Genomic DNA, 26,354 nt, shown 5'->3' on the forward strand with positions numbered 1-26,354 from the left:
CGGGCTCCTTATGCGGCAGCGACTTGGACCGGTACGCCATTCAATGCCGCATTGCCCGATAACTCATCCAATTGCCGCTCGTCGGTCAAGTCATTCGCGCTCGCCCCCGGTTGCTCGCTGGCGATGGTCATCTGGACGCCAGGACGGGCGTGGCCCCAACCATGGGGCAGGCTGACCACGCCGGGCATCATGTCCAGGCTGGCGACCACCTCCACCTCGATCATGCCGATACGTGAACTGACGCGCACCCGCTGGCCGTCTGCCAACTGGCGACTGGCCACGTCGTCGGGATGCATATGCAACTGGTGCCGAGGCTTGCCCTTCACCAGCCGGTGATAGTTATGCATCCAGGAATTATTACTGCGCACATGGCGACGGCCGATCAGCAGCAACTCGTCAGCCACAGGCATCGGCTGCGCCGCAAAGCGCGCCAGATCCGCCAGAATCACTGCCGGTGCCGCCTGCACCTTCCCATCCACGGTTTTCAAGCGCGCTGTGAGATTTGGCTTGAGCGGCCCCAGGTCCATGCCATGGGGATGATCCGCCAGCTTCGCCACCGACAACTGATGGCTCGACGCATCACCATAAGCGCCGGCGCGCAGGCCGAAGTCGATCATTTGCGCAGGCGGCATGGTGGGCTTGAGCGCCATACCGGTGTGCGCAGCGAATGCCGTGGCCAGGCCGACGAAGATCTCCCAGTCATGCAACGCCCCCTCAGGCTTGGGCAGGATCGCGCGATTGAAACGGGTGACATTGCGCACGGCGAACATGTTGAACGTGGTGTCGTAGTGGTCGTTTTCCAGCGCCGAAGTGGACGGCAGGATCAGATCGGCATAACGCGTGGTCTCGTTGATATAGAGGTCGATGCTGACCATGAACTCCAAGCCGTCCAGGGCCTGCTCCAACTGGCGGCCATTGGGGGTCGACAGCACCGGGTTGCCCGCCACCGTCACCAGCGCGCGGATCTGTCCTTCGCCGCCGGTGAGCATTTCTTCGGCCAATGCAGACACTGGCAACTCGCCGCCGTACTCCGGGCGCCCGGACACGCGGCTCTGCCAGCGATTGAAATGCCCGCCACCGGTGGACGCGACCAAATCCACCGCCGGACTGGTGCATAACGCGCCGCCCTCGCGGTCGAGGTTGCCCGTGACCAGGTTGATCAACTGCACCAGCCAATGACACAGCGTGCCGAACGCCTGGGTCGACACCCCCATGCGCCCGTAGCACACCGCTTTATCCGCAGCAGCGAAATCCCGTGCCAACTGGCGAATCTGCCCGGCAGGTACGGCACACTGGCGGCTCATGGCTTCGGCGGTAAAGCCGAGGATCGCACGGCGCACATCCTCAAGGCCCTCTACCGGCAAATGACTGTCACGCGTCAGGTTCTCGGTGAACAGTGTGTTGAGTACCCCGAACAGCAACGCCGCATCCCCGCCAGGCCGCACGAACAGATGCTGATCAGCGATCGCCGCTGTCTCACTGCGCCGAGGATCGACCACTACCACCTTGCCGCCCCGGGCCTGGATAGCCTTGAGACGCTTCTCCACATCAGGCACGGTCATGATGCTGCCGTTGGAGGCCAGCGGGTTGCCGCCGAGGATCAGCATGAAGTCGGTGTGGTCGATGTCCGGAATCGGCAGCAACAGGCCATGGCCGTACATGAGGTGGCTGGTGAGGTGATGGGGCAACTGGTCTACGGAGGTGGCAGAAAACCGGTTGCGCGTCTTGAGCTGGCCGAGGAAGTAGTTGCTGTGGGTCATCAGCCCATAGTTGTGCACGCTGGGGTTACCCTGATACACCGCCACTGCATTCTGCCCATGCCGCGCCTGGATGCCCGCCAGCCGCTCGGCGACCAAGGCAAACGCCTCATCCCACGGGATTGGCTGCCATTCGCTGCCCACCCGCAACATGGGCTGGTGCAGGCGGTCAGGATCATTCTGGATGTCCTGCAACGCCACGGCCTTGGGGCAGATATGGCCGCGACTGAAGCTGTCCAGCGTGTCGCCCTTGATCGAGGTGATCGCCAGGCTGCCGTCTTCGGCCTGGGTGGTTTCCAGGGTCAGGCCACAGATGGCTTCACACAGGTGGCAGGCACGGTGGTGGAGAGTCTTGGTCATGGCCAGTCTCTTTATTGGGCTTTGGCCTGACTATGGGCCGTGACCATGACAGGCGCCAGCATCGTTCGTCCTGTGAATCGATAGCCATCAGGCCAGGCCATGCGCAAACATGAGCAAATGTTACAGAACCTGTCATCAACCTCTGAAACCGACGCAGCCTGATCCAGGCCCGCCCCCGCGCATTGCAAAAGGTGATGGCGTCAGTGTACAAATGGCCCGCTGCTGTCAGGAAATCGTCTTCAAAAGCGCTCTCGCGCCCTTCTTGAACACCCCTAAAAACGTAGCCCTATTGGTAAGACGCGACATTTAATGTCAATATCGCGCCTTCCCCTATTTCGTCGCCCCGTGCGGCTTTCGCCGCAGGTCTCGCCCGTTGTCACAATAAACAAGGCTTTGAGTATCTGCGGTCTGTTGCAAAAAGGTAGTTAATGATGAGCGCAAGGCACTTTCTCTCCCTGATGGATTGCACGCCCGAAGAGCTGGTCAGCGTGATCCGTCGAGGCATTGAGCTTAAAGACCTGCGTAACCGCGGCGTACTGTTCGAGCCTTTGAAAAACCGCGTGCTCGGGATGATTTTCGAGAAGTCGTCGACCCGCACTCGCCTGTCGTTCGAAGCCGGCATGATCCAGCTGGGTGGCCAGGCCATCTTCCTGTCGCCGCGTGACACCCAACTGGGCCGTGGCGAGCCGATCAGCGACTGCGCGATCGTCATGTCGCGCATGCTCGATGCGGTGATGATCCGTACCTTTGCCCACAGCACCCTGACCGAATTCGCCGCCAACTCGCGCGTGCCGGTAATCAACGGCCTGTCCGATGACCTGCACCCATGCCAGTTGCTGGCCGACATGCAGACCTTTCTTGAGCACCGTGGCTCGATCCAGGGCAAGACCGTGGCCTGGATCGGTGACGGCAACAACATGTGCAACAGCTATATAGAAGCGGCGATTCAGTTCGACTTCCACCTGCGCATCGCCTGTCCGGAAGGCTTCGAACCGGCCGCCGAGTTCCTGGCCAAGGCCGATGGCCGTGTGCAGATCCTGCGCGATCCAAAGGATGCAGCGATCGGCGCCCACCTGGTCAGCACCGACGTCTGGACCTCCATGGGCCAGGAAGACGAAACCGCCAAGCGCCTGGCCCTGTTCGCGCCCTTCCAGGTGACCCGCGCCCTGCTCGACATGGCCGCGCCGGACGTGCTGTTCATGCACTGCCTGCCCGCCCACCGGGGTGAGGAAATCAGCCTCGACCTGCTCGATGACCCACGCTCCGTGGCCTGGGACCAGGCCGAGAACCGCCTGCACGCGCAAAAAGCCCTGCTCGAATTCCTCGTCGAACCGGCGTACCACCACGCATGAGCCAGCCATTACTGCTGAACTTGCGCAATCTGGCATGCGGTTACCAGGATCAACGGGTGGTGCAGAACCTCAATCTGCACCTCAACGCGGGCGATATCGGTTGCCTGCTGGGTTCTTCGGGCTGTGGCAAAACCACGACCTTGCGCGCGATTGCCGGTTTTGAGCCGGTGCACGAAGGCGAAATCAGCCTCGCGGGCGAAGTGATCTCCAGCGCCGGTTTTACCCTGGCGCCGGAGAAACGTCGCATCGGCATGGTGTTCCAGGACTACGCGCTGTTCCCCCATCTCAGCGTGGCCGACAACATCGCCTTCGGCATTCGCAAACACCCGCAAAAAGACCGTGTGGTCGCCGAACTGCTGGAACTGGTCAACCTCAAGAACCTGGGCAAGCGTTTCCCCCACGAACTGTCGGGCGGCCAGCAACAACGCGTCGCCCTCGCCCGCGCCCTGGCGCCGGAGCCGCAGCTGTTGCTGCTGGACGAACCGTTCTCCAACCTCGACGGCGAACTGCGGCGCAAGCTCAGCCACGAGGTGCGCGACATCCTCAAGGCACGGGGCACCAGTGCGATCCTGGTCACCCATGACCAGGAAGAGGCATTCGCCGTGAGCGATCACGTCGGGGTGTTCAAGGAAGGCCGCCTGGAGCAGTGGGATACCCCCTACAACCTCTATCACGAACCCCTGACGCCTTACGTCGCCAGCTTTATCGGCCAGGGTTATTTCATTCGTGGCCAGTTGAGTTCGCCCGAGTCCGTCCACACCGAACTCGGCGACCTGCGCGGAAACCGCGCCTACACCTGGCCTACGGGGGGGGCGGTGGACGTCTTGCTGCGCCCGGACGACATCGTCTACGCGCCGGACAGCGCCTTGAAAGCGCGGATCGTCGGCAAGACCTTCCTCGGCGCGTCGACCCTGTACCGCCTGCAACTGCCGACCGGTGCGCAGTTGGAGTCGATTTTCCCCAGCCATGCCGACCATCAGGTGGGCGCGCAAGTGGGCATTCGCGTGGCCGCTGAGCATCTGGTGCTGTTCCAGGCCTCAGGCAGCGTCGCGGCGCAGGTTCCTCACGCCGAATCCGGCGTACGACGCTACAGCCCGGCTGGCTGAGTCAATGATCAACGTGTGGGAGGGGCAAGCCTCCTCCCACATTGGTTATCCAGGATACCGGGATTACGCCCGGCCAATTTCTGCGAATTTGGCCTGGGTATGTTCCGCCAGCACTGCGGCGGACAACTCCACTTCCAGTCCCCTTCTCCCCGCACTCACAAAAATTGTCGCAAACGGCTGCGCCGTTACATCGATAAATGTGCGCAGCCGCTTCTTCTGCCCCAGTGGGCTGATACCTCCCAGCAGGTAACCGGTGGAACGCTGCGCCGCAGCCGGATCAGCCATTTCGACTTTTTTAACCCCCGCCGCATGAGCCAGGGCCTTGAGGTCGAGACTTCCGACGACCGGCACCACAGCCACCAGTAATTCGCCTTTTTCACTGCTGGCCAACAAGGTCTTGAACACCTGCGCCGGGTCGAGGCCCAATTTCTCTGCGGCCTCCAGGCCATAGGAGGCCGCCTTGGGGTCGTGTTCATAACTGTGGATGCGATGTTCGGCGCGAACTTTTTTCAACAAATCCAATGCGGGGGTCATGACCTCTCCGAGCGTGGCAAACTGACGGCCAATTCTAGGCCAAGCCCGCATAAAACGCTCTAGTCCGCCCTCCCCGTCCACAATACTTAACGTGGCGAGCGTGATCATTCATCAAACCAATAGTTTGAAAGTGACCGACAGTTCACTTTCGACCTTTGACAGCCGTCATTCTTGTCTATATTTTTTCGTTTCCGAATACTGTAGGAATACACCTGCAGCGTTCCAGCAGTAAGCCGTGTCTTGGATGGGGATCCTCGTCACGGTGAAAATCGCGCAACCGTCCGTTGAGGCAGTGCGCCAGACAAGAACAACAATCGAGGTTTTCCATGACAACTGCTCTTCAACAGCCTTCACTTTCGAGCCAATGCATGGCCGAGTTCCTGGGGACTGCGCTTCTGATCTTCTTCGGTACAGGCTGCGTTGCTGCGCTCAAGGTCGCGGGTGCCAGCTTCGGGTTGTGGGAAATCAGCATCATCTGGGGGATCGGCGTCAGCATGGCGATCTACCTGAGCGCCGGTATTTCCGGGGCTCACCTCAATCCGGCGGTCAGTATCGCCCTGTGTATTTTTGCCGACTTCGACAAGCGCAAACTGCCGTTCTACATCCTGGCCCAAATCGCCGGAGCCTTCTGCTCGGCGGCGCTGGTGTACACGCTTTATAGCAATCTCTTTTTCGATTACGAACAAACCCACCATCTGGTACGCGGCACCCAGGCCAGCCTGGAATTGGCCTCGGTGTTCTCCACCTACCCCCATGCACTGCTGAGCACGGCGCAGGCCTTCCTGGTGGAAATGGTCATTACCGCGATCCTGATGGGCGTGATCATGGCCCTGACCGATGACAACAACGGCCTGCCGCGCGGTCCGCTGGCACCACTGCTGATTGGCCTGCTGATTGCGGTCATCGGCAGTGCCATGGGCCCGCTGACCGGCTTTGCGATGAACCCGGCGCGGGATTTCGGGCCCAAGCTGATGACCTTTTTCGCTGGCTGGGGTGAAATGGCCTTTACTGGCGGCCGCGATATTCCTTACTTCCTGGTTCCGATTTTCGCGCCGATTGTCGGCGCATGCCTCGGTGCTGCGGCCTATCGCGGGCTGATTGCTCGCCACTTGCCGAGCGCCGCACCTGCTATAGCGGAAACAACTGACACGGCTGTCAACGGCAAGACTCGTATTTCCTGAAAGCGCCAGCCTGGTCCTCTGCCCTTCGCGGCCCCGGCTGATTTCTGACTTCCTTATTTCGTCCAAGGCAATAGACATGACCGATATCGAGAATAAGAACTACATCATTGCCCTTGATCAGGGCACCACCAGTTCCCGGGCAATCATCTTCGATCGCGACGCCAACGTGGTCTGCACCGCCCAACGTGAATTCACCCAGCACTACCCGCAAGCCGGCTGGGTCGAGCATGACCCGATGGAAATCTTCGCCACCCAGAGCGCGGTGATGGTCGAGGCCCTGGCACAAGCCGGCCTGCACCATGACCAGGTCGCCGCCATCGGTATCACCAACCAGCGTGAAACCACCGTGGTATGGGACAAGATCACCGGCCGCCCGATCTACAACGCCATTGTCTGGCAATGCCGCCGCAGCACCGAGATCTGCCAGCAGCTCAAGCGCGACGGCCACGAGCAATACATTAACGACACCACCGGCCTGGTCACCGACCCGTACTTCTCCGGCACCAAGCTCAAGTGGATCCTCGATAACGTCGAAGGCAGCCGCGAGCGTGCGCGCAACGGCGAGCTGCTGTTCGGCACCATCGACAGCTGGCTGATCTGGAAATTTACCGGCGGCAAGACCCACGTTACCGACTACACCAACGCCTCGCGCACCATGCTCTTCAACATCCACACCCTGGAGTGGGATGCGAAGATGCTGGAGATCCTCGACGTTCCGCGGGAAATGCTGCCGGAAGTGAAGTCTTCCTCCGAGATCTACGGCCGCACCAAAAGCGGCATCGCCATCGGCGGTATCGCCGGTGACCAGCAAGCGGCCCTGTTCGGCCAGATGTGCGTGGAGGCCGGCCAGGCCAAGAACACCTACGGCACCGGCTGCTTCCTGCTGATGAATACCGGCGACAAAGCGGTCAAGTCCAAGCACGGCATGCTCACCACCATCGCCTGCGGCCCCCGTGGCGAAGTGGCCTATGCGCTGGAAGGCGCGGTGTTCAACGGTGGCTCCACCGTGCAATGGCTGCGTGACGAGCTGAAAATCATCGCCGATGCCACCGACACCGAATACTTCGCCGGCAAGGTCAAGGACAGCAACGGCGTGTACCTGGTCCCGGCCTTCACCGGCCTGGGTGCCCCCTACTGGGACCCGTATGCCCGTGGCGCACTGTTTGGCCTGACCCGCGGCGTACGCGTGGATCACATTATTCGTGCCGCCCTGGAGTCGATTGCCTACCAGACCCGCGACGTACTCGACGCCATGCAACAGGACTCGGGCGAACGCCTCAAGGCCCTGCGTGTGGACGGCGGTGCGGTGGCCAACAACTTCCTGATGCAATTCCAGGCCGACATCCTCGGCACCCAGGTCGAGCGCCCGCAAATGCGCGAAACCACTGCACTCGGCGCCGCCTACCTGGCAGGCCTGGCCTGCGGCTTCTGGGGCAGCCTGGACGAGCTGCGCGGCAAGGCCGTGATCGAGCGCGAATTCGAACCGCAACTGGAAGAAGCCGCCAAGGAAAAACTCTACGCTGGCTGGCAAAAAGCGGTGAGCCGCACCCGTGACTGGGAGCCCCACGAAGGCGCCGAATAAGCCATGCGCCGGCCCCATATCGGGTTGTAACTGGCAGGGAGCAGATTCCTGCGTCATCATGGGCCACTTTTGTATGGCAGCCCAAAGGACGCCCCATGAATCTGCCTCCCCGCCAGCAGCAAATCCTCGAACTGGTCCGCGAACGCGGCTACGTCAGTATCGAGGAAATGGCGCAGCTATTCGTTGTCACCCCGCAAACCATCCGCCGCGATATCAACCAGCTGGCGGACGCCAATCTGCTGCGCCGCTACCACGGCGGCGCGGCCTATGACTCCAGTGTCGAGAACACCGCCTACGCCATGCGTGCCGACCAGATGCGCGACGAGAAACAGCGCATCGGCGAAGCCATCGCGGCACAAATTCCCGATCACGCCTCGTTGTTCATCAATATCGGTACCACTACCGAGTCCATTGCCCGTGCGCTGCTCAATCACAATCACCTGAAAATCATCACCAATAACCTCAACGTCGCCACCATGCTCAGCGCAAAGGACGACTTCGATGTGTTGCTGACCGGCGGTAATGTGCGCCGTGACGGCGGCGTGGTGGGCCAGGCCAGTGTCGACTTCATCAACCAGTTCAAGGTCGACTTCGCGCTGGTGGGTATCAGCGGCATCGACGAGGACGGCAGCCTGCTGGACTTCGACTACCAGGAAGTCCGGGTTTCCCAGGCGATCATCGCCAATGCACGCCAGGTGATCCTGGCGGCGGACTCCAGCAAATTCGGGCGCAATGCCATGATTCGACTGGGGCCGATCAGCCTGGTGGACTGCCTGGTGACGGATCAGGAGCCGGTGCCGGCCCTGGTGCAGTTGTTGAACCAGCATAAGGTTCGCCTGGAAGTCGTATAGCGTCTGCACTGAAGCCATCGGGGGCAAGCCCCGATGGCGATTTATCCAGCGCCTTTTTCTCGAGCCTGCCCAGGCTTATGTTCACAAATTTTCCTTTTCCCGCCCTTCGATGAGTTTTTTCAATCGAAGTCGGCTGGCTGTGCCCACGTTTATCAGCTACCATTTTCGCAAATGAACATTAATGTTCGAATTCCAATACGAAAAAGCTCCCGAGGCCAGTCGATGAACCCTTCTACCTTGCCTGCTCCACCGCTTGCCGAAGTCTATGACGTTGCCGTAATCGGTGGCGGGATCAACGGCGTCGGCATTGCAGCAGACGCAGCCGGTCGCGGTTTGTCGGTATTCCTTTGCGAAAAGGACGACCTGGCCAGCCACACCTCCTCCGCCAGCAGCAAGCTGATCCACGGCGGCCTGCGCTACCTCGAACATTACGAATTCCGCCTGGTACGCGAAGCCCTGGCCGAACGTGAAGTGCTGCTGGCCAAGGCCCCGCACATCGTCAAGCAGATGCGCTTCGTGCTGCCACACCGCCCCCACCTGCGCCCGGCGTGGATGATCCGTGCCGGCCTGTTCCTCTATGACCACCTGGGCAAGCGCGAGAAACTCGCCGGCTCCAAGAGCCTCAAGTTCGGCCCTGACAGCCCGCTGAAAAGCGAAATCACCAAAGGCTTCGAATACTCCGACTGCTGGGTCGACGACGCCCGTCTGGTCGTCCTCAACGCCATGGCCGCCCGTGAAAAAGGTGCGCATATCCATACCCAGACCCGCTGCATCAGTGCCCATCGCAGCAATGGCATGTGGGACATGAACATGGAACGCGCCGATGGCAGCCTGTTCTCGATCCGTGCCCGCGCCCTGGTGAACGCCGCCGGCCCGTGGGTCGCCAAGTTCATCAAGGACGACCTGAAGCTGGACTCGCCCTACGGTATCCGCCTGATCCAGGGCAGCCACCTGATCGTGCCGAAACTGTATGAAGGCGCCCACGCGCACATCCTGCAGAACGAAGACCAGCGCATCGTCTTCACCATTCCGTACCTGAACCACCTGACCATCATCGGCACCACCGACCGCGAATACACCGGCGACCCGGCGAAAGTGGCGATCACCGAAGGTGAAACCGACTACATGCTCAAGGTGGTCAACGCGCACTTCAAGAAACAGCTGAGCCGCGACGACATCGTCCACACCTACTCGGGTGTGCGCCCACTGTGCAACGACGAGTCGGACAACCCGTCGGCCATCACCCGTGACTACACCCTGTCGCTGTCCGGTGGTACGGGCGAGGCGCCGATCCTGTCGGTGTTCGGCGGCAAGCTGACCACCTACCGCAAGCTCGCCGAATCGGCTATGGCGCAACTGGCCCCGTACTTCACGCAGATGCGTCCCAGCTGGACCGCCACCGCCAGCCTGCCCGGCGGCGAGGACATGACCACCCCAGAAGCCCTGGCCGAGGCCATTGGCAGCAAGTTCGACTGGTTGCCGAGCGAAATCGCGCGCCGCTGGTCCACCACCTATGGCAGCCGCACCTGGCGCCTGCTCGAAGGCGTGCAGTCGCTGGCTGACCTGGGTGAACATTTGGGCGGCGGCCTCTACACCCGCGAGGTCGACTACCTGTGTGCCGAGGAATGGGTAACCCAGCCCCAGGACGTGCTGTGGCGCCGGACCAAACTCGGCCTGTTCACCACCCCACAGGAACAGGACAACGTGCAACGCTACCTGTCCAAGGTTGAGCAGACCCGCAGCAAGATCGAAGCGGCCTGACAGGCCCGTCGTACAAAAGCCCCTGCGCCGTAAGGCCCAGGGGCTTTTTTATAGCGCCTGACATTCGGTTTTCCGAACGCCACAGGCAAGCCTATTCGGTTTACCGGATCAAACGGTTACATATTTGTCGTCATACAAAATTAATCCTCATGTAAATCAACTTGTTAAGCTTTTATTTCCGGTCTGGCACGACTCATGCTCTACACTCCTAGACGATTGCCTGGGACGCTTCAGGAGCCGTCACGGGCATTCGCTGTACAAGAGAGCCGTCTAGCCGGCTTCATAAAAAAAACAAATGTCGAGGAAGTATTGATGCGCATCGTTCCCCATATCCTGGGCGCAGCTATCGCTGCTGCTCTGATCAGCACTCCAGTTTTTGCCGCCGAACTCACCGGCACACTGAAGAAAATCAACGACTCCGGCACCATCACCCTCGGGCACCGCGACAGCTCCATTCCGTTTTCCTACATTGCGGATGGTTCGGGCAAACCTGTGGGCTACTCCCACGACATTCAGCTGGCCATCGTCGAAGCCCTGAAAAAAGACCTGAACAAACCCGATCTGCAGGCCAAGTACAACCTGGTCACCTCGCAGACCCGTATTCCGCTGGTTCAGAACGGCACCGTCGACATCGAGTGCGGTTCCACCACCAACAACGCCGAACGCGCCCAGCAAGTCGCCTTCACCACCAACATCTTCGAAATCGGCACTCGCCTGCTGGTCAAGAAAGACAAGGAAGGCAAGCCTAGCTACGCCGACTTCGCCGACCTGAAGGGCAAGAACGTCGTGACCACCGCCGGCACCACGTCCGAGCGCATCATCAAGGCGATGAACGCTGACAAGCAGATGGGCATGAACGTCATCTCCGCCAAAGACCATGGCGAGTCCTTCCAGATGCTGGAAAGCGGCCGTGCCGTAGCCTTCATGATGGACGACGCCCTGCTGGCCGGTGAAGAAGCCAAGGCCAAGAAGCCGGATGACTGGGTCATCACCGGTACTCCACAGTCCTTCGAAGCCTACGCGTGCATGGTTCGCAAAGAAGACCCTGCCTTCAAGAAAGCGGTGGATGACGCCATCGTTGGCCTGTACAAGTCCGGCGAAATCAACAAGATCTACGCCAAGTGGTTCGAAAGCCCGATCCCACCAAAAAACCTGAACCTGAACTTCCCAATGAGCGACAAGGTTAAGGAACTGATCAAGAACCCGACCGACAAGCCGGCGCCTGAAGTAAAAATCTGATTCCTGACTAACCTTATCGCCTGAGGGAGCCAACCCTCCCTCAGGCGTCTGTTACTACCTGCTGGCTATACTTTGGAACACTCGACCTGGCGGTTTTCGAGCCGATCGCGTGTGCCTGGCGTTCATCGCCAGGCGGGAATGGACTTTCCCCAAGCGGGTGCTTGTACATCGATCGATCTCGAGGGGAGACCCTAATGAATTACAACTGGGACTGGGGCGTGTTCTTCAAGTCCACCGGCGTGGGCAGCGAGACTTATCTCGACTGGTACATCGCCGGCCTGGGCTGGACCATCGCCATCGCTGTCGTGGCATGGATTATCGCCTTGCTGCTGGGCTCCATTCTGGGGGTCATGCGCACCGTGCCAAACCGCCTCGTATCAGGCATCGCGACCTGCTACGTGGAGCTGTTTCGTAACGTGCCGCTGCTGGTGCAGCTGTTCATCTGGTACTTCCTGATACCCGACCTGCTGCCGCAGAACCTGCAGGACTGGTACAAGCAGGACCTTAACCCGACCACCTCGGCCTACCTGAGCGTTGTCGTGTGCCTGGGCCTGTTCACCGCTGCCCGTGTGTGCGAGCAAGTGCGTACCGGTATCCAGGCGCTGCCACGTGGCCAAGAGGCCGCTGCACGTGCCATGGGCTTCAAGTTGCCGCAGATCTACTGGAACGTGCTGCTGCCCCAGGCCTACCGGATCATCATTCCGCCGCTTACCTCGGAATTCCTCAACGTCTTCAAGAACTCCTCCGTGGCGTCCTTGATCGGCCTGATGGAACTGCTGGCGCAAACCAAACAGACCGCCGAGTTCTCGGCCAACCTGTTTGAAGCCTTCACCCTGGCCACGCTGATCTACTTCACCCTGAACATGAGCCTGATGCTGCTGATGCGCGTGGTCGAGAAGAAAGTCGCAGTGCCCGGCCTGATCTCCGTGGGGGGTAAATAATGGAACTCGATTTCAGCGGCATCATCCCCGCCATCCCGGGCCTGTGGAACGGCATGGTCATGACCTTGAAGCTGATGGTCATGGGCGTGATCGGCGGTATCGCGCTGGGTACGATCCTGGCACTGATGCGCCTGTCGTCCAGCAAACTGCTGTCCCGGGTGGCCGGCGCCTATGTGAACTACTTCCGCTCGATCCCGCTGCTGCTGGTGATCACCTGGTTCTACCTGGCGGTGCCGTTCGTGTTGCGTTGGATCACCGGCGAAGACACCCCGATCGGCGCGTTCACCTCCTGCGTCGTGGCGTTCATGATGTTCGAGGCCGCGTACTTCTGCGAGATCGTGCGGGCCGGCGTGCAGTCGATCCCCAAGGGCCAGATGGCGGCGGCACAGGCAATGGGCATGACCTATGGCCAGACCATGCGCCTGATCATCCTGCCCCAGGCGTTCCGCAAGATGACCCCGTTGCTGCTGCAACAGTCGATCATCCTGTTCCAGGACACCTCGCTGGTCTACACCGTGGGCCTGGTGGACTTCCTCAACTCCGCCCGTTCCAACGGCGACATCATCGGGCGCTCCAATGAGTTCCTGATCTTCGCCGGTGTCGTCTACTTCATCATCAGCTTTTCCGCCTCGCTGCTGGTCAAGCGTCTGCAAAAAAGGTTTGCCGTATGATCTCGATCAAGAACATCAACAAGTGGTATGGCGACTTCCAGGTGCTGACCGATTGCAGCACCGAGGTTAAAAAAGGCGAAGTGATCGTGGTGTGCGGGCCATCGGGCTCGGGCAAGTCCACCCTGATCAAGTGCGTCAACGCGCTGGAACCGTTCCAGAAAGGCGACATAATCGTCGACGGCACCTCCATCGCCGACCCGAAGACCAACCTGCCGAAACTGCGTTCGCGCGTGGGCATGGTGTTCCAGCACTTCGAGCTGTTCCCGCACCTGACCATCACCGAAAACCTGACCATCGCACAGATCAAGGTGCTCGGCCGCAGCAAGGAAGAAGCCACCAAGAAAGGCCTGCAACTGCTTGAGCGCGTCGGCCTGTCGGCGCACGCCCACAAGCACCCGGGCCAGCTTTCCGGTGGCCAGCAGCAACGTGTGGCGATCGCCCGCGCCCTGGCCATGGACCCGATCGTCATGCTGTTCGACGAACCGACCTCGGCCCTCGACCCGGAAATGGTCAACGAAGTACTGGACGTGATGGTGCAACTGGCCCAGGAAGGCATGACCATGATGTGCGTCACCCACGAAATGGGCTTTGCCCGCAAAGTGGCCGACCGCGTGATCTTCATGGACGCCGGCAAGATCATCGAAGACTGCCCGAAGGAAGAGTTCTTCGGCGACATCAGCGCCCGCTCCGAGCGCGCGCAGCACTTCCTTGAGAAAATCCTGCAGCACTAAGTACCACCCAGTTGTGGTGAAGGGGCCACCCCCTTCGCCACAACTGGTTGACCCAAGGCATCTGTGATGAAATGCGACCCCAACCTCTATCGCGCCGCACCGCCATCACTTGCCGTGAAACCTCGTCTGATTCGCCAACTGTTCCTGCCGCCGTTGATCATCGCCCTGATGATCGGCCTGGGTTATATCGGCTTCTGGATCAGTGAGTACTACGGCATCCGCACCCTCAGCGACAACGGCGAACGCCAGCTGGAGCTGCATGCCCGCACCGTCGAGAGTGAAATCAGCAAATACACCTACCTGCCCAGCCTGCTGGAGCTGGAATCGAGCGTCTCCAAGCTGCTGGCCGAGCCGAACCAGGAAACCCGCAAAACGGTCAACGACTACCTCGAAGGCCTGAACCGACGCAGTCGCAGTCGGGCCATCTACGTGATGGACACCACCGGCCGTGTGCTGGCCACCAGTAACTGGCGCGATGCCGACAGTTACCAGGGTGAAGACCTGTCCTTTCGCGCCTATTTCCAGAATGCCGTGCGCGGCCAGCCCGGGCGTTTCTACGGCATCGGCAGCACCAACGGCGAACCCGGCTACTACCTGGCCCATGGCCTGGAAGAACACGGCAAGATCATCGGCGTGGCGGTGGTAAAAGTGCGCCTCGAAGCCCTGGAAGAGCGCTGGCAACGCGCGCGCCTCGAAGCCTTTGTGAGCGACGAGAACGGCATCATCATTCTCTCCAGCGACCCGGCTCGACGCCTCAAGGCGGTGCGACCGCTGAGCGACGAGACCAAGGATCGCCTGGCCCACAGCCTGCAATATTACTGGGCCACGCTCAACGAACTGGAACCCCTGGCCCGTGAGCGCTTGAATGAACGCAGCGAGAAGCTGACCTTCCCGGCCAACACTGAAGTGGTCAACGACGAGCACGAAGTCAGCTACCTGGCGCAAACCCGTCCACTCAACGACACACCGTGGAATTTCACCCTGCTCACCCCGCTCAACGACCTGCGCCGCGCGGCGATCAACCAGGGCATCCTGGTGGCAGTCGCGTTTGGCCTCGTCGCGTTTTTGCTGATTGCCTGGAACGAGCGGCGCAAAGTCATCGCCACCCGCCTCGCTGCGCGGGAAGCCTTGCAGGAAGCCAACAGCCAGCTGGAACGGCGGATCGCCGAACGCACCGCCGACCTGCGCGCCAGCAACGAGCGGCTCAAGGGCCAGATCCGCGAACGGCGCCAGGCCGAGGAAACCCTGCGCCGCGCCCAGGATGAACTGGTACAGGCCGGCAAGCTGGCGGCCATCGGCCAGATGTCCACCAGCATCGCCCATGAACTGAACCAGCCGTTGGCCGCGCTGCGCACCTTGTCCGGCAACACCGTGCGCTTCCTCGAACGCGGCGCGCTGGACACCGCCAGCGCCAACCTCAAGACCATCAACGAGCTGATCGACCGCATGGGCCGCATCACCGCCAGCCTGCGCTCCTTTGCCCGACGCGGCGATGACCAGGGCGAAGCCAGCCTGGCCAAGGCCGTGGACGCCGCGTTCCAGGTCCTCGGCCCACGCCTGGACAGCCTGCCGCTGAGCCTGCACCGCAACTTTGCCCCGGCCCAATTGCAGATCGACCAGACGCGCCTGGAACAGATCCTGGTCAACCTGATCGGCAACGCCCTCGACGCCATGCAGGCACAACCGGCTCCCGAGTTGTGCCTGGAAGGCAGCATCGCCGACGGCAAATACCGCCTGCTGGTGCGCGACAACGGCCACGGCATCGACGCCGAGGCGCGCAAGCATCTGTTCGAACCCTTCTTCACCACCAAACCCGGCGAGCAAGGCCTGGGCCTGGGCCTGACCCTCTCCGCCAGCCTCGCGGCAGCCACCGGCGGCACCCTCGCCGTGGAGCACCCGGCCGGCGGTGGCACTGCCTTTGTCCTGAGCCTGCCGCTGGTGGGCGCTCAACAAGCTGAGTCGACATGAATATTGATCCTCAAGACCTCACCGTGCTGATTGTCGAAGACGACCCCCATGTGCTGCTCGGCTGCCAACAGGCCCTGGCGCTGGAAGACATCCCCAGCGTGGGCGTGGGCAGTGCCGAAGAAGCGTTGAAACGCATCGGCGAGAACTTCGCCGGCATCGTGATCAGCGACATCCGCCTGCCGGGCATCGACGGCCTGGAACTGCTCACCCGTCTCAAGGCCCTGGATAAAAGCCTGCCGGTGGTGCTGATCACCGGGCATGGCGACATCTCCATGGCGGTCGGCGCCATGCGCAATGGCGCCTACGACTTCATGGAGAAACCCTTCTCCCCCGAGCGCCTGGTCGACGTCGCCCGCCGCGCCCTGGAACAACGCGGGCTGGCGCGGGAAGTCTGGTCGCTGCGCCGCCAGTTGGCTGAGCGGGATTCGCTGGAAGGCCGCATCATCGGTCGCTCGCCGGCCATGCAGAACCTGCGCGAGCTGATCGCCAACGTCGCCGATACCTCGGCCAACGTGCTGATCGAAGGCGAGACCGGCACCGGCAAGGAACTGGTCGCGCGTTGCCTGCATGATTTCAGCCGCCGGCACGCCCACCAGTTCGTCGCCCTCAACTGCGGCGGCCTGCCGGAGAACCTGTTCGAAAGCGAGATTTTCGGCCACGAAGCCAACGCCTTTACCGGCGCAGGCAAGCGCCGTATCGGCAAGATCGAACACGCCCATGAAGGCACGCTGTTCCTCGATGAAGTGGAAAGCATGCCGATCAACCTGCAGATCAAATTGCTGCGGGTGCTGCAGGAGCGCACCCTGGAACGCCTGGGCTCGAACCAGAGCGTGGCCGTGGATTGCCGGGTGATCGCCGCCACCAAGTCCGACCTCGACGAACTGAGCCGCGCCAGCCAGTTCCGCAGCGACCTGTACTACCGCCTCAACGTGGTGACCCTGGAACTGCCGCCCCTGCGCGAACGCCGCGAAGACATCCTGCAGCTGTTCGAACACTTCCTGCAGCAGTCGTCGCTGCGTTTTGACCGCACCGCGCCGGAACTGGACAACCAGACCCTCTCCAGCCTGATGAGCCACGACTGGCCCGGTAACGTACGCGAACTGCGCAACGTCGCCGAACGCTTCGCCCTCGGCCTGCCCGCCTTCAAGAAAAGCGGGGCCAGCAGCGGCAGCCAAGGCCTGGCGTTCACCGAAGCGGTGGAAGCCTTTGAACGCAACCTGCTCAGCGACGCCCTGCAACGCAGCGGCGGCAACCTGACCCAGGCCAGCCAGGAACTGGGCATGGCCAAGACCACCCTGTTCGACAAGGTCAAGAAATACGGGTTGAGCCACTGATGGATGTTTTTTTGAAAGCCGCCCTGGGCGCGGCGGTGGTGCTGATCCTGGCGGCACTGGCCAAGACCAGGAACTACTACATCGCCGGGCTGGTGCCGCTGTTTCCGACCTTTGCGTTGATCGCCCATTACATCGTCGGCAAGGGCCGCTCGCTGGACGATTTGAAGACCACCATCCTGTTCGGGATGTGGTCGATCATTCCCTACTTTTGGTATTTGGCGACGTTGTATGTGATGGTGGACCGCATGCGGCTGGAGGCCTCTTTAGCCGTCGCGGCGGTAGCGTGGCTGATGGCCGCGACGGTGTTGGTGAGCGTGTGGGTACGCGTCCACGCCTGACACCACTCAATCCAAATGTGGGAGGGGGCTTGCCCCCGATAGCGGTGTATCAGTCACCTTATCTTTAACTGACCCACTGCCATCGGGGGCAAGCCCCCTCCCACACTTTTAATCGAGGCGTGTCAGCGGACGATCTTGTCGACCTGGATGCCCAGCTTCTTCAACCGATACCAGAAGCTTCTCTCGGAAATTCCTATCTTCGCCGCCGCCGCAGCCTGCACGCCGTTGCTCTCCTGCAAGGCGGCCAGGATGTAGGCTTTCTCCACCTCCGCCAGCGCCGCATCCAGGTCCTGGGGAATCCCCGGCCCTTCGCTGAGGATCGCGGTCACGCCGCCTTCGCTGGGTTTGGAAGCAAACAGATAACCCGGTAAATCAATGTCTTCGATCACAGGCGTGGCGGCCACGATGGTCGCGCGCTCCACACAGTTTTGCAGCTCACGGATATTGCCCGGCCAGTGATACGCGGCCATGGCCTGCAACGCCTCAGGGCTGAAGCCGGTAATCCGCTTGCCGGCAGTGGCGCTGAGGGTCCGGGCAAAGTGGCGGGCCAGGGGCGCGATGTCTTCCACACGCTCACGCAGGGCTGGCAGCGGGATCGGGAACACATTGAGGCGGTAATACAGGTCTTCGCGAAACTCCTTGTTAGCCACCGCCTCCAGCAGGTTCTTGTTGGTGGCCGCGATCACCCGCACATCCACCTTGCGCTCGCGGGGGTCGCCCACCGGCTCGATCACCCGCTCCTGCAAGGCGCGCAGGATCTTGGCCTGCAATGCCAGGGGCATATCGCCCACTTCATCGAGAAACAGCGTGCCCTTGTCGGCCTGCTGGAAGCGCCCGACCCGGTCAGACACGGCGCCGGTAAACGCGCCCTTGCGATGGCCGAACATTTCGCTTTCCAGCAACCCTTCGGGGATCGCCGCGCAGTTGACCGCCACAAACGGCTTGTCGGCACGGCTGCCATGCTTGTGGATGGCGCGGGCGACCATTTCCTTGCCGGTGCCGCTTTCGCCGGTCAGCAGGATGGTGGTGCTGCTGTCGCGCACCGAATCCACCGCCTGCAACACTTTGCGAAACGCCGGGCTGTCGCCCACCAGGCTGTCGAACTGCGCCTGCTCATCCAGTTCGGCGCGCAGGCGCGCGTTGTCGCGCATGATGTCGCGAAACTGCAGGGCCTTGGCCACGGTGATGTCCAGCTCGTCGATATCGAACGGTTTGGCAATGTAGTCGTAGGCACCGTTGCGCATCGACTGCACGGCGTTTTTCACCGTGCTGTAGGCGGTCATCACGATCACCGGCACGTGGGGATAACGCACCTTGATCTCGGCCAGCAAGGCCGGCCCGTCCATGCCCGGCATGCGCCAGTCACTGATCACCAGGTCGATGTCTTCCTGTTCCAGCACCTTGAGCGCATGCAGGCCGTTGCCCGCAATGAACACCTGCACGCTGTTCTGGCCCAGGGCCGACGCCAGCAGGTCGCAGAGCTTGGGTTCGTCGTCGACTACCAGAATGTTATGCGTCATGACTGTCCTCGTCGTCTTCGCCTGTCGCTGGAATGTACAGGCTGAAGGTGGCGCCGGCATCGTTTTCGCTGGCGCATTCGATGCTGCCGTCGTGACTTTCCATGATCGAATAGACTTTGGCCAGGCCCAGGCCCGTGCCCGAGGCCTTGGTGGTGACGAATGGCGTAAAGATACGCTCGATCATCTCCGGCGCGATGCCCTGGCCGGTGTCGGCGATGGCGATGACGGTGTTGTCGCCCTCGCTGCGGATGCCCAGGGTCAGGCGCCCGCCTTCAGGCATGGCATCGATGGCGTTGAGAATCAAGTTGAGGCAGGCCTGCTTGAGTTGCTTGGCGTCGGCGTAGATCGTCGCCCCCGGCGCCTGGTCGTCGATCTGCGCGTCGATGTTATGGCTGGCCAGTTCCGGCGCGCAGAAGCCCAGGATCTCCTCCACCAGCGGACGGGCCGGCTGCAGCACGCGCAACGGTGGGTTGGGTTTGGCAAAGTCGAGGAACTCGGTGATCAGGTCATTGATGCGGCTGACTTCGCTGATCACATATTCCAGGTGGCGCTTGTCGGCGTCCGGCAGGTCAACGCGGCGGTGCAACAACTGGGTGGCCGTCTTGATGATGCCCAACGGGTTACGGATCTCATGGGCCAGGCCCATGGCGACTTCACCCAGTGCATGCAGGCGATCACGCCGGCGCAGTTGGGCTTCGAGGTGGTGCAGCTCGCCCAGGCGCTCGGTCATATGGTTGAAGGTGCTGCTCAATTGCGCCAGTTCATCGCCGCCACTGACCAGCACGCGGTGCGTGTAGTTGCCTGAGATCACCGCGCCCACGCCCTCGGATAAGTCCCGCAACGGCTTGGTCAGGCGCCGAGACACCAGCACCCCCGCCGCCAGGGACAGCGCCGAGCTGAGCAGGAAAATCAGCACGAACAGATTGCTCTGGTTCACCAGCCCCACCAGGCTGGTATGGCGCAGCAGGCCGCTGAAAATCACGCCTTGGAGGTCACCGGCGTCATTGAAGATCGGCCAGTACAGCCCGCTGTAGCTGTTGGTGAACTGCTCGCTGGGCTGCTTGGTACTGCGCATCGCGGTCTCGACACTTTTCGGAATGCGCGCAGGATGGTCCACGAAGCGCTGGGTCGAAAATATCTCCGAGAACCCCTCGGGGTTGGCCAGGTACAGGCGCAGGTCGAGGGAATGCACATCGGCCACGCTGGTGAGAAAGCTGCTGTCCAGGTAGGTCGCCACCAACAGGCGGTAGTCGACGCCGTCCTGGCTGGTTTCGAAGGTCGAGACCACAATCCCGGTGCTCACCCCTGCCACTTGCACGGTCTGCAGCACCGCGTTGCTGGTCAGGCTGATCTGTTTGACAATGTCATCGGAAGCCGTGCTGAACACCACCTTTTGATCGCTGGTGCGGATCAGCGCCACCACGTCGATGTCGGTGGCATCGGCGATGTCCGCGGTCAGCCGGTCATGCTTGGCCGCCTGCCGGCTCGAGGGCGGGCTGGTGTAGCGCAGGAACAGCTTGGCCATGCGCGCGTTGTCGTGAAGGATGTCGCCGATCTCGTCCTTGACGATCTTGGTCGATTCCTGCAGCCAGATGCGCACGTTGCTGTCGAAAATCTGCGACAGCGTGGTCGCCGCCAGCTCCGCCGCGATCATGGTGGGAATCACGCTGACCAGCCAGAACGCCAGCACCAGCTTGCGCTGGACGCTCCAGCGCGAAATGGCAAAGGGGCGGGCTTTCTGGCGGGTCTTGGTGATCATCAGGTTTCGCTTATCGCAGCAGCCATGGCAGGGTCGGAACGATCCGGTCGAATAAACAGTTTTACAAGCGTGAGCAGGCCGTTGACCAGCCGGTTGCGGTGGCGAAAAAACACACTGTTGCCCTGGAACTCGCAACCCAGGCGCAGCTTACTGGCATACCCGGCCTGGCCGCACTCATACACCGCAATATTGTGTTGAATACAGTAGTCGACGTTGGTCAGCCAGCTGCGGAAGTACAGGTTGTAGTCACGGCTGAACGCAACGTCATGGGCGAAAAACTTGTCCACCAACCGGTGCTCGTCCAGCAGCAGCAGGTTGAACGCCACCAACTGCTCGTCGACCCAGTAAAGAACACAGACGGCGCGATCGCCAAGGCGTTCCAGCACGCCGGTGAAATAGCCGGCAGGCAGGCGTTCGAACTGCAACTCGGCGCGCGTCAGCGTGGCCTCATACAGGCGCATGACCTCGGGCAGCACGTCGTCGATATTGCCGCGCCACTCCACCCGCGGTCCAGGTGCACGCAGCTTGCGGCGCAAGTCCTTGCGGGTGGATTTGCCCAGCGAGCCGAGGTAGGCGTCCACCGAGCCGTACGGCAGCGGCAACACCCCGGTGGGCAAGCCCGGCATGCTTTGAAAACCCGCCACCCGGCAACTGTCGAGCCAATGGGGGTCCTGGCTGGGTGCATCCTTGACCGCCAGCAGGCCGATACCGAAATCATCGGCATCCTGGCGCGCGGCCTCCAGCAAGTGTTTGAGCAACAACGGGCGACGCGACTCAGGCACGCCACTGGCCACCCCGGCGTCGCAACGCTCGGCCACCGGGGAGCCAATGGCATACAGGCCCAATTGCAAAACACCCGGCCACAGCCGCTCCACACGTTCGGCCAAACGCTTGCCGGCGCCCGACACCGTGGTGTCGAGGCGATAATGGGTGATGAACGCGGCAGCCACGGCTACCAGCGTTCCGTTGTCATAAACCGCCAGGTAGCGCCATTGGAAATCATCGATGGCGGCGTTTTCCACGGCGACGTAATAATCCCAGTCTTCCAGGGCACCGGGAAAACAGTCGTTCCAGGCGCTACGCTGGAGGGCCCGGATGGTCGGGAAGGCTTGGGTGGTGATCACATCGTTTCCCTTGTTATGGCTGGCGAGCTTGCTGTGGTGAGCGGGCTTGTTGTGGTGAGCGGGCTTGCTGTGGTGAGCGGGCTTGCCCCGCGCTGGGCTGCGAAGCAGCCCCAAACCCAGGCACCTCAGTTCTAACTGGACGCATGCAGTGTCAGTGATGGGGCGGCTTCGCCGCCCAGCGCGGGACAAGCCCGCTCACCACAACAAGCCCGCTCACCACAACAGCAAGCCAGCTCAACACAACAAGCCCGCTCACCACAAAGTAAGCCGGCGTCCACAAACGCGGTGTGCCGTTCGACAAAGTCGGCACTCAACTCGATGACCCGGCGGTATTGCAGGTCGACGGTGATCATGTGGTAGCAGTTGTCCAGCAGGATCTTGGTCACCGGGCCGCCCAGGTGACGCTCCACGTAATCGGCGTTCCAGCGGCTGGTGATGTCGTCTTCGAGGGAATGCAGCACCAGGGCCGGCACCTTGACCTTGGGCATGCGTTTCCTGACCACGGCGTTCATGCGGTGCAATTCGCGCACCGTGATGCCTTCCATGGTCAGCAAACCGGCTTCGCTGCTCTGCCCTTCCTTCATCTGCCGCTCGACGATTGCCCGCAGGCGTTCGTTCTTGATGCCGTAGGGCGGCTTCTCTTCGAAGCGGCAGATGTGCACGCCGAACGGAATCTTCATCAGCAACGGCGTGAGGAATGCCAGCTTGTTGATGCTCCAGCCGTCGTACTTGAGGGTGGTCGAATACATCAACAGCCCGGCAACTTGCCCAGGGTGCTCGGCAGCCACGTACATCGACATCACCGCGCCCATGGACAAGCCACCGACAAACACCTGCTCGTGGCGTTGCCTGACCTGCACGAAGGTCTTGCGCACGCCCTCGTACCAGTCCAGCCAGCCGGTGGCCTGCAGGTCGCTGTTGTCACCACAGTGCCCGGCCAGGGTGGGCACGTACACCGTGCAGTTACCCGCCTTGGCCAGGCCCTTGGCGACCTGGCGCAGTTCCGTCGGGGTGCCGGTCAGGCCGTGGATCAACAGGATCCCGACCGGACCTTCACCGAGAACGAAACCGGCGCGGCCTTCACCGAGGTCGATCCCGGCGGCGCTCACCGTTGGGTCGCCCGTACCAGCAGTTGCTCGAGCAGCTTCAGGCCCAGTTCGATTTCCGGGTAGCTGATTTCCAGGGACGGTGCCAGGGTGATCACGTTTTTGTAGTAGCCGCCCACGTCGAGGATCAGGCCGAGTTTGCGGCCATCGACGACCATGTCGCCTTTCATGCCTTCTTCGACCATGTAGTCCAGGGTCGCCTTGTCCGGCGTGAAGCCGTCCGGGCCGCAGATTTCGCAGCGCAGGGCCAGGCCCAGGCCGTCGACGTCGCCGATGATCGGGAAACGTTTCTGCAGGTCCTGCAGGCCTTCGAGGAAGAATTTGCCCTTGGCCATGACCATCGCGCCGTAGTCGACTTCGTTGGTCATCTTGAACATTTCCAGGCCCACCGCCGTGCCCAATGGGTTGGAGGCGAACGTGGAGTGGGTCGAACCTGGCGGGAAGATCTTCGGGTTGATCAACTCTTCACGGGCCCAGATGCCGCCCAGTGGGTTGAGGCCGTTGGTCAGCGCCTTGCCGAACACGATCACGTCCGGTTGTACGTCGAAGTGCTCGATGGACCAGAGTTTGCCGGTGCGGTAGAAGCCCATCTGGATTTCGTCGGACACCATCAGGATGCCGTGCTGGTCCAGTACCTGCTTGAGTTCGCGATAGAAGTTCATCGGCGGGATCACGTAGCCGCCGGTGCCCTGGATCGGCTCGACGTAGAACGCGGCGTATTCACTCTGGCCGACTTTCGGGTCCCACACGCCGTTGTATTCGGTCTCGAACAGGCGTGCGAATTGCTGCACGCAGTGGCTGCCGTACTCTTCCTTGGTCATGCCTTTAGGCCCGCGGAAGTGGTACGGGAACGGGATGAACTGCGCACGCTCGCCGAAGTGGCCGTAGCGGCGACGGTAGCGGTAGCTGGAGGTGATCGACGAGGCGCCGAGGGTCCGGCCGTGATAGCCGCCTTCGAAGGCGAACATCAGGCTTTTGCCGTTGGTGGCGTTACGCACCACTTTCAGGGAGTCTTCGATCGACTGCGAGCCGCCGACGTTGAAGTGCACGCGACCGTCGAGGCCGAATTTCTTCTTGGCGTCCACCGCGATCATTTCCGACAGCTCGATCTTGCCTTTGTGCAGGTACTGGCTGGCGATTTGCGGCAGGGTGTCGATCTGCTGTTTCAGCGCGTTGTTCAGGCGCGGGTTGGCGTAGCCGAAGTTGACGGCCGAGTACCACATTTGCAGGTCGAGGTAGGCCTGGTCTTCGGTGTCCCACACGTAGGAGCCTTCGCAACGGCTGAAAATACGCGGTGGCTCGATGTAGTGAACGGTGTCGCCGTAGGAGCAATACTTGGCTTCTTTATCCAGAAGGATCTGGTCTTCGGCGGTAGCGATGCGGATATCAGACATGGTGGAAGAGTTCCTGATTGTCAGAAGAGGTATTGAAGGTGGTGGCGTTGGCAGCGATGCCCTGAGGCAGGCGGGCCAGCAACGCAGGCACTTCGGCGAAGGTGTCGAAGCGCGCGTGAGGGATGTTGTTGGCTGCGCAGTACTGGGCGAGGCTGCCTTTGGCGAACACGAAGTCGGCGGTGGAGGCCACGCACATGTCCGACTTGCCGTCGCCGATCACCAGCACGCGCTTGTTGCGCGGGGTGGATTTGCACTTGCAGTTGCCGGACGCGGCGCGGCAGGCATCGCTGGCATACGGGAAGTCGATGCGCCAGCTGTTCTGGTCGACCTGGCGCAGGCGGTTGGCAAGGATCGGCAGCAAGGTCACGTAGTTGCGCGACAGGATCCGCGCAATCCCCTGTTCGATGCCGTCGCTGACCACTTCGAGGGAAGCGCCCAGGCCGAGCACGTGATCGACGAAGTCGGGAAAATCCGGGTCGATCTCGACACTGTCGAAATACGCCAGCAGTTCACTTGGGGTGGCCTTGATCAGCGCCAGTTGACGGCTCAGGCATTCGCGGGAACCGATATGCCCATCCAGCCATTCCTGTTCGATGGTTTCCCACTCGGGGCCGGCGAAGCGTTGGAGGACGTTGTCGATGACATCGGTGGGGGTAATGGTCCCGTCGAAGTCACACACGATATGCCAGTGGATCATCTGCGTTTACCTTGAGGAGCGCGCTGTGTGCGCTTGCCCAAGGGGTAGAGCAGGGAGTGTGCCAACTGGCTGAAGCCCAGCCGGGCTGGGGGTTCTGGCGTTAGCGGTGGAGATATGTGTCGTGCAAGCTACAATTTTTGTAGCTCGCTACAAACAAGATGAGTGCTTGCGCAAGGGATGCCCTTCGCGCGTTCATGCGCGCATGTCCACATAAGGAACCTGCTCCATGCTCAAACTCACTTGCGCTGTATTCGCCGGTTTACTGGGGCTGTGGGGCATTGCCGACCCCGCCCTGGCAGCCCCGATCACCGGTGAAGTCGGCGCGGGCCTCAGTTATCAACCCCACGACCCCACCGGCAGCCGCTACGAAACCCGCCCCGTGCCCTACCTGGACCTGGACTGGGGCCCTGTCAGCCTGAGCACCGATGACGGCCTGACCTGGAGCGCCCTGAACACCAACGGTTTTACCGCCGGCCCCTACATCAACTACCTGCAGGGGCGTACTTCCAACGGCGAGCTGCAAGGCCTGCGCAATGTGTCGGACATGGCGGAAGTGGGCGGTTTCATCCAATACGCGCCGGCCGACTTCTGGCGCGTGTACGCCCGGATGGGCCAGGCCGTGGGCGGCGGGCACTCGCAGAGCGGTGCGCTGGGCAAGGTCGGCGGCGAGCTGGGCTACCCACTGGGAGGCGGGATTATCGGCAGCAGCGGCCTGGCGGCGAATTTCGCCGATGCGCGCCAGACTCAAACCTATTTCGGGGTAGACGCCAATGAATCCGCGGCCTCCGGCATTCGCCCCTACAACGCCAGCGGCGGTTTCCAGAACCTCACGCTGACCCAGAGCTTCGAGTTCCCCCTGGCCTCCCACTGGTCGCTGCTGACCAGCGCCAGCTGGATCCACCTGGTGGGCTCGGCGGCCAACAGCAGCATCGTCAAGGAGACGGGCGACGTGAACCAGGGCCAGGTGCAGACGGCGATCAGCTACAGGTTCGATTGATCACTTCGGACAACATGTGGGAGCAAGCCCCCTCCCACAGGGTTCCGTGTT

General features: G+C 61.6%; 22 protein-coding genes. 14 read left to right on the top strand and 8 right to left on the bottom strand.

Translation table 11 applies throughout. The features are described from left to right. Nucleotides 1-8 precede the first annotated feature (8 nt). On the bottom strand, nucleotides 9-2,117 hold the full coding sequence (locus FX984_RS24915) for a molybdopterin oxidoreductase family protein (RefSeq protein WP_146475870.1): 2,109 nt from the start codon (nucleotides 2,115-2,117) through the stop codon (nucleotides 9-11). A gap of 431 nt (nucleotides 2,118-2,548) precedes the next feature. On the opposite strand from FX984_RS24915, the gene argF reads away from it, so the two are divergent. Then, a complete protein-coding gene (gene argF, locus FX984_RS24925; protein ID WP_027604593.1) occupies nucleotides 2,549-3,469 on the top strand; it encodes an ornithine carbamoyltransferase in 921 nt (306 codons plus the stop codon). Continuing rightward, nucleotides 3,466-4,575, top strand: coding sequence for an ABC transporter ATP-binding protein (locus tag FX984_RS24930; RefSeq protein ID WP_065926527.1), 1,110 nt, complete (start codon nucleotides 3,466-3,468; stop codon nucleotides 4,573-4,575). The genes argF and FX984_RS24930 overlap by 4 nt, the downstream gene beginning before the upstream one ends. Before the next feature lie 63 nt (nucleotides 4,576-4,638). Here FX984_RS24930 and ybaK read toward each other — a convergent pair whose 3' ends face one another. Then, complete coding sequence (gene ybaK, locus FX984_RS24935; protein ID WP_027604595.1) at nucleotides 4,639-5,109, bottom strand: Cys-tRNA(Pro) deacylase; 471 nt, start codon at nucleotides 5,107-5,109, stop codon at nucleotides 4,639-4,641. Nucleotides 5,110-5,435: 326 nt separating this feature from the next. On the opposite strand from ybaK, the gene FX984_RS24940 reads away from it, so the two are divergent. From FX984_RS24940 to FX984_RS24990, 11 genes are all read left to right on the top strand, one after another. Further along, nucleotides 5,436-6,290, top strand: coding sequence for an MIP/aquaporin family protein (locus FX984_RS24940; protein ID WP_027604596.1), 855 nt, complete (start codon nucleotides 5,436-5,438; stop codon nucleotides 6,288-6,290). A gap of 76 nt (nucleotides 6,291-6,366) precedes the next feature. Then, entirely contained in the window at nucleotides 6,367-7,872 is a 1,506-nt protein-coding gene (glpK, locus tag FX984_RS24945) for a glycerol kinase GlpK (protein WP_027604597.1), read from the top strand. A 95-nt stretch (nucleotides 7,873-7,967) separates the two neighbouring features. Continuing rightward, entirely contained in the window at nucleotides 7,968-8,723 is a 756-nt protein-coding gene (locus tag FX984_RS24950; protein WP_027604598.1) for a DeoR/GlpR family transcriptional regulator, read from the top strand. 222 nt (nucleotides 8,724-8,945) lie between these two features. Beyond that, a complete protein-coding gene (gene glpD / locus FX984_RS24955; RefSeq protein WP_027604599.1) occupies nucleotides 8,946-10,484 on the top strand; it encodes a glycerol-3-phosphate dehydrogenase in 1,539 nt (512 codons plus the stop codon). 312 nt (nucleotides 10,485-10,796) lie between these two features. Then, nucleotides 10,797-11,723: a glutamate/aspartate ABC transporter substrate-binding protein gene (locus FX984_RS24960; protein WP_027604600.1), complete on the top strand. Its 927-nt coding sequence runs from the start codon at nucleotides 10,797-10,799 to the stop codon at nucleotides 11,721-11,723. A 194-nt stretch (nucleotides 11,724-11,917) separates the two neighbouring features. Continuing rightward, nucleotides 11,918-12,664 carry an amino acid ABC transporter permease gene (locus tag FX984_RS24965; RefSeq protein WP_024073702.1) on the top strand — a complete coding sequence of 249 codons (747 nt, stop codon included), beginning with the start codon at nucleotides 11,918-11,920 and terminating at the stop codon, nucleotides 12,662-12,664. Then, nucleotides 12,664-13,335, top strand: coding sequence for an amino acid ABC transporter permease (locus tag FX984_RS24970; protein WP_027604601.1), 672 nt, complete (start codon nucleotides 12,664-12,666; stop codon nucleotides 13,333-13,335). The genes FX984_RS24965 and FX984_RS24970 overlap by 1 nt, the downstream gene beginning before the upstream one ends. Continuing rightward, nucleotides 13,332-14,066, top strand: a complete 735-nt coding sequence (locus FX984_RS24975; protein WP_027604602.1) for an amino acid ABC transporter ATP-binding protein — start codon at nucleotides 13,332-13,334, stop codon at nucleotides 14,064-14,066. Before FX984_RS24970 ends, FX984_RS24975 begins: the two co-directional genes overlap by 4 nt. 66 nt (nucleotides 14,067-14,132) lie before the next feature. Continuing rightward, nucleotides 14,133-16,034: a two-component sensor histidine kinase AauS gene (gene aauS, locus FX984_RS24980; RefSeq protein ID WP_146475872.1), complete on the top strand. Its 1,902-nt coding sequence runs from the start codon at nucleotides 14,133-14,135 to the stop codon at nucleotides 16,032-16,034. After that, nucleotides 16,031-17,368, top strand: a complete 1,338-nt coding sequence (aauR, locus tag FX984_RS24985; protein ID WP_065926532.1) for a two-component response regulator AauR — start codon at nucleotides 16,031-16,033, stop codon at nucleotides 17,366-17,368. The genes aauS and aauR overlap by 4 nt, the downstream gene beginning before the upstream one ends. Continuing rightward, nucleotides 17,368-17,706: a GlpM family protein gene (locus FX984_RS24990; protein ID WP_146475874.1), complete on the top strand. Its 339-nt coding sequence runs from the start codon at nucleotides 17,368-17,370 to the stop codon at nucleotides 17,704-17,706. The genes aauR and FX984_RS24990 overlap by 1 nt, the downstream gene beginning before the upstream one ends. Before the next feature lie 122 nt (nucleotides 17,707-17,828). Here the strand turns inward: FX984_RS24990 and FX984_RS24995 are convergent, their stop codons facing one another. The 6 genes from FX984_RS24995 to FX984_RS25020 form a co-directional block, all read right to left on the bottom strand. After that, on the bottom strand, nucleotides 17,829-19,226 hold the full coding sequence (locus FX984_RS24995; RefSeq protein WP_027604606.1) for a sigma-54-dependent transcriptional regulator: 1,398 nt from the start codon (nucleotides 19,224-19,226) through the stop codon (nucleotides 17,829-17,831). Continuing rightward, entirely contained in the window at nucleotides 19,216-20,985 is a 1,770-nt protein-coding gene (locus FX984_RS25000; protein ID WP_092356323.1) for a HAMP domain-containing sensor histidine kinase, read from the bottom strand. The genes FX984_RS24995 and FX984_RS25000 overlap by 11 nt, the downstream gene beginning before the upstream one ends. Then, entirely contained in the window at nucleotides 20,985-22,109 is a 1,125-nt protein-coding gene (locus tag FX984_RS25005) for a GNAT family N-acetyltransferase (protein ID WP_098480931.1), read from the bottom strand. Before FX984_RS25005 ends, FX984_RS25000 begins: the two co-directional genes overlap by 1 nt. A gap of 131 nt (nucleotides 22,110-22,240) precedes the next feature. Next, nucleotides 22,241-23,218 (bottom strand): alpha/beta hydrolase, encoded by a 978-nt coding sequence (locus FX984_RS25010; RefSeq protein ID WP_146475876.1) that lies wholly within the window; start codon nucleotides 23,216-23,218, stop codon nucleotides 22,241-22,243. Continuing rightward, entirely contained in the window at nucleotides 23,215-24,609 is a 1,395-nt protein-coding gene (locus tag FX984_RS25015; protein WP_065938687.1) for an aspartate aminotransferase family protein, read from the bottom strand. Before FX984_RS25015 ends, FX984_RS25010 begins: the two co-directional genes overlap by 4 nt. Next, nucleotides 24,602-25,306 carry an MtnX-like HAD-IB family phosphatase gene (locus FX984_RS25020; RefSeq protein WP_027604610.1) on the bottom strand — a complete coding sequence of 235 codons (705 nt, stop codon included), beginning with the start codon at nucleotides 25,304-25,306 and terminating at the stop codon, nucleotides 24,602-24,604. The genes FX984_RS25015 and FX984_RS25020 overlap by 8 nt, the downstream gene beginning before the upstream one ends. Nucleotides 25,307-25,532: 226 nt before the next feature. On the opposite strand from FX984_RS25020, the gene FX984_RS25025 reads away from it, so the two are divergent. Continuing rightward, on the top strand, nucleotides 25,533-26,303 hold the full coding sequence (locus FX984_RS25025) for a MipA/OmpV family protein (protein ID WP_146475878.1): 771 nt from the start codon (nucleotides 25,533-25,535) through the stop codon (nucleotides 26,301-26,303). Nucleotides 26,304-26,354 lie beyond the last annotated feature (51 nt).

The sequence above is a fragment of the Pseudomonas marginalis genome, from assembly GCF_008692035.1.
Classification (GTDB): domain Bacteria; phylum Pseudomonadota; class Gammaproteobacteria; order Pseudomonadales; family Pseudomonadaceae; genus Aquipseudomonas; species Aquipseudomonas marginalis.

Excerpts from the sequence above, each read along its gene's own strand:
- FX984_RS24915 (WP_146475870.1), bottom strand. The coding sequence starts at position 2,117 with ATGACCAAGACTCTCCACCACCGTGCCTGCCACCTGTGTGAAGCCATC.
- argF (WP_027604593.1), top strand. The coding sequence starts at position 2,549 with ATGAGCGCAAGGCACTTTCTCTCCCTGATGGATTGCACGCCCGAAGAG.
- FX984_RS24930 (WP_065926527.1), top strand. The coding sequence starts at position 3,466 with ATGAGCCAGCCATTACTGCTGAACTTGCGCAATCTGGCATGCGGTTAC.
- ybaK (WP_027604595.1), bottom strand. The coding sequence starts at position 5,109 with ATGACCCCCGCATTGGATTTGTTGAAAAAAGTTCGCGCCGAACATCGC.
- FX984_RS24940 (WP_027604596.1), top strand. The coding sequence starts at position 5,436 with ATGACAACTGCTCTTCAACAGCCTTCACTTTCGAGCCAATGCATGGCC.
- glpK (WP_027604597.1), top strand. The coding sequence starts at position 6,367 with ATGACCGATATCGAGAATAAGAACTACATCATTGCCCTTGATCAGGGC.
- FX984_RS24950 (WP_027604598.1), top strand. The coding sequence starts at position 7,968 with ATGAATCTGCCTCCCCGCCAGCAGCAAATCCTCGAACTGGTCCGCGAA.
- glpD (WP_027604599.1), top strand. The coding sequence starts at position 8,946 with ATGAACCCTTCTACCTTGCCTGCTCCACCGCTTGCCGAAGTCTATGAC.
- FX984_RS24960 (WP_027604600.1), top strand. The coding sequence starts at position 10,797 with ATGCGCATCGTTCCCCATATCCTGGGCGCAGCTATCGCTGCTGCTCTG.
- FX984_RS24965 (WP_024073702.1), top strand. The coding sequence starts at position 11,918 with ATGAATTACAACTGGGACTGGGGCGTGTTCTTCAAGTCCACCGGCGTG.
- FX984_RS24970 (WP_027604601.1), top strand. The coding sequence starts at position 12,664 with ATGGAACTCGATTTCAGCGGCATCATCCCCGCCATCCCGGGCCTGTGG.
- FX984_RS24975 (WP_027604602.1), top strand. The coding sequence starts at position 13,332 with ATGATCTCGATCAAGAACATCAACAAGTGGTATGGCGACTTCCAGGTG.
- aauS (WP_146475872.1), top strand. The coding sequence starts at position 14,133 with ATGAAATGCGACCCCAACCTCTATCGCGCCGCACCGCCATCACTTGCC.
- aauR (WP_065926532.1), top strand. The coding sequence starts at position 16,031 with ATGAATATTGATCCTCAAGACCTCACCGTGCTGATTGTCGAAGACGAC.
- FX984_RS24990 (WP_146475874.1), top strand. The coding sequence starts at position 17,368 with ATGGATGTTTTTTTGAAAGCCGCCCTGGGCGCGGCGGTGGTGCTGATC.
- FX984_RS24995 (WP_027604606.1), bottom strand. The coding sequence starts at position 19,226 with ATGACGCATAACATTCTGGTAGTCGACGACGAACCCAAGCTCTGCGAC.
- FX984_RS25000 (WP_092356323.1), bottom strand. The coding sequence starts at position 20,985 with ATGATCACCAAGACCCGCCAGAAAGCCCGCCCCTTTGCCATTTCGCGC.
- FX984_RS25015 (WP_065938687.1), bottom strand. The coding sequence starts at position 24,609 with ATGTCTGATATCCGCATCGCTACCGCCGAAGACCAGATCCTTCTGGAT.
- FX984_RS25020 (WP_027604610.1), bottom strand. The coding sequence starts at position 25,306 with ATGATCCACTGGCATATCGTGTGTGACTTCGACGGGACCATTACCCCC.
- FX984_RS25025 (WP_146475878.1), top strand. The coding sequence starts at position 25,533 with ATGCTCAAACTCACTTGCGCTGTATTCGCCGGTTTACTGGGGCTGTGG.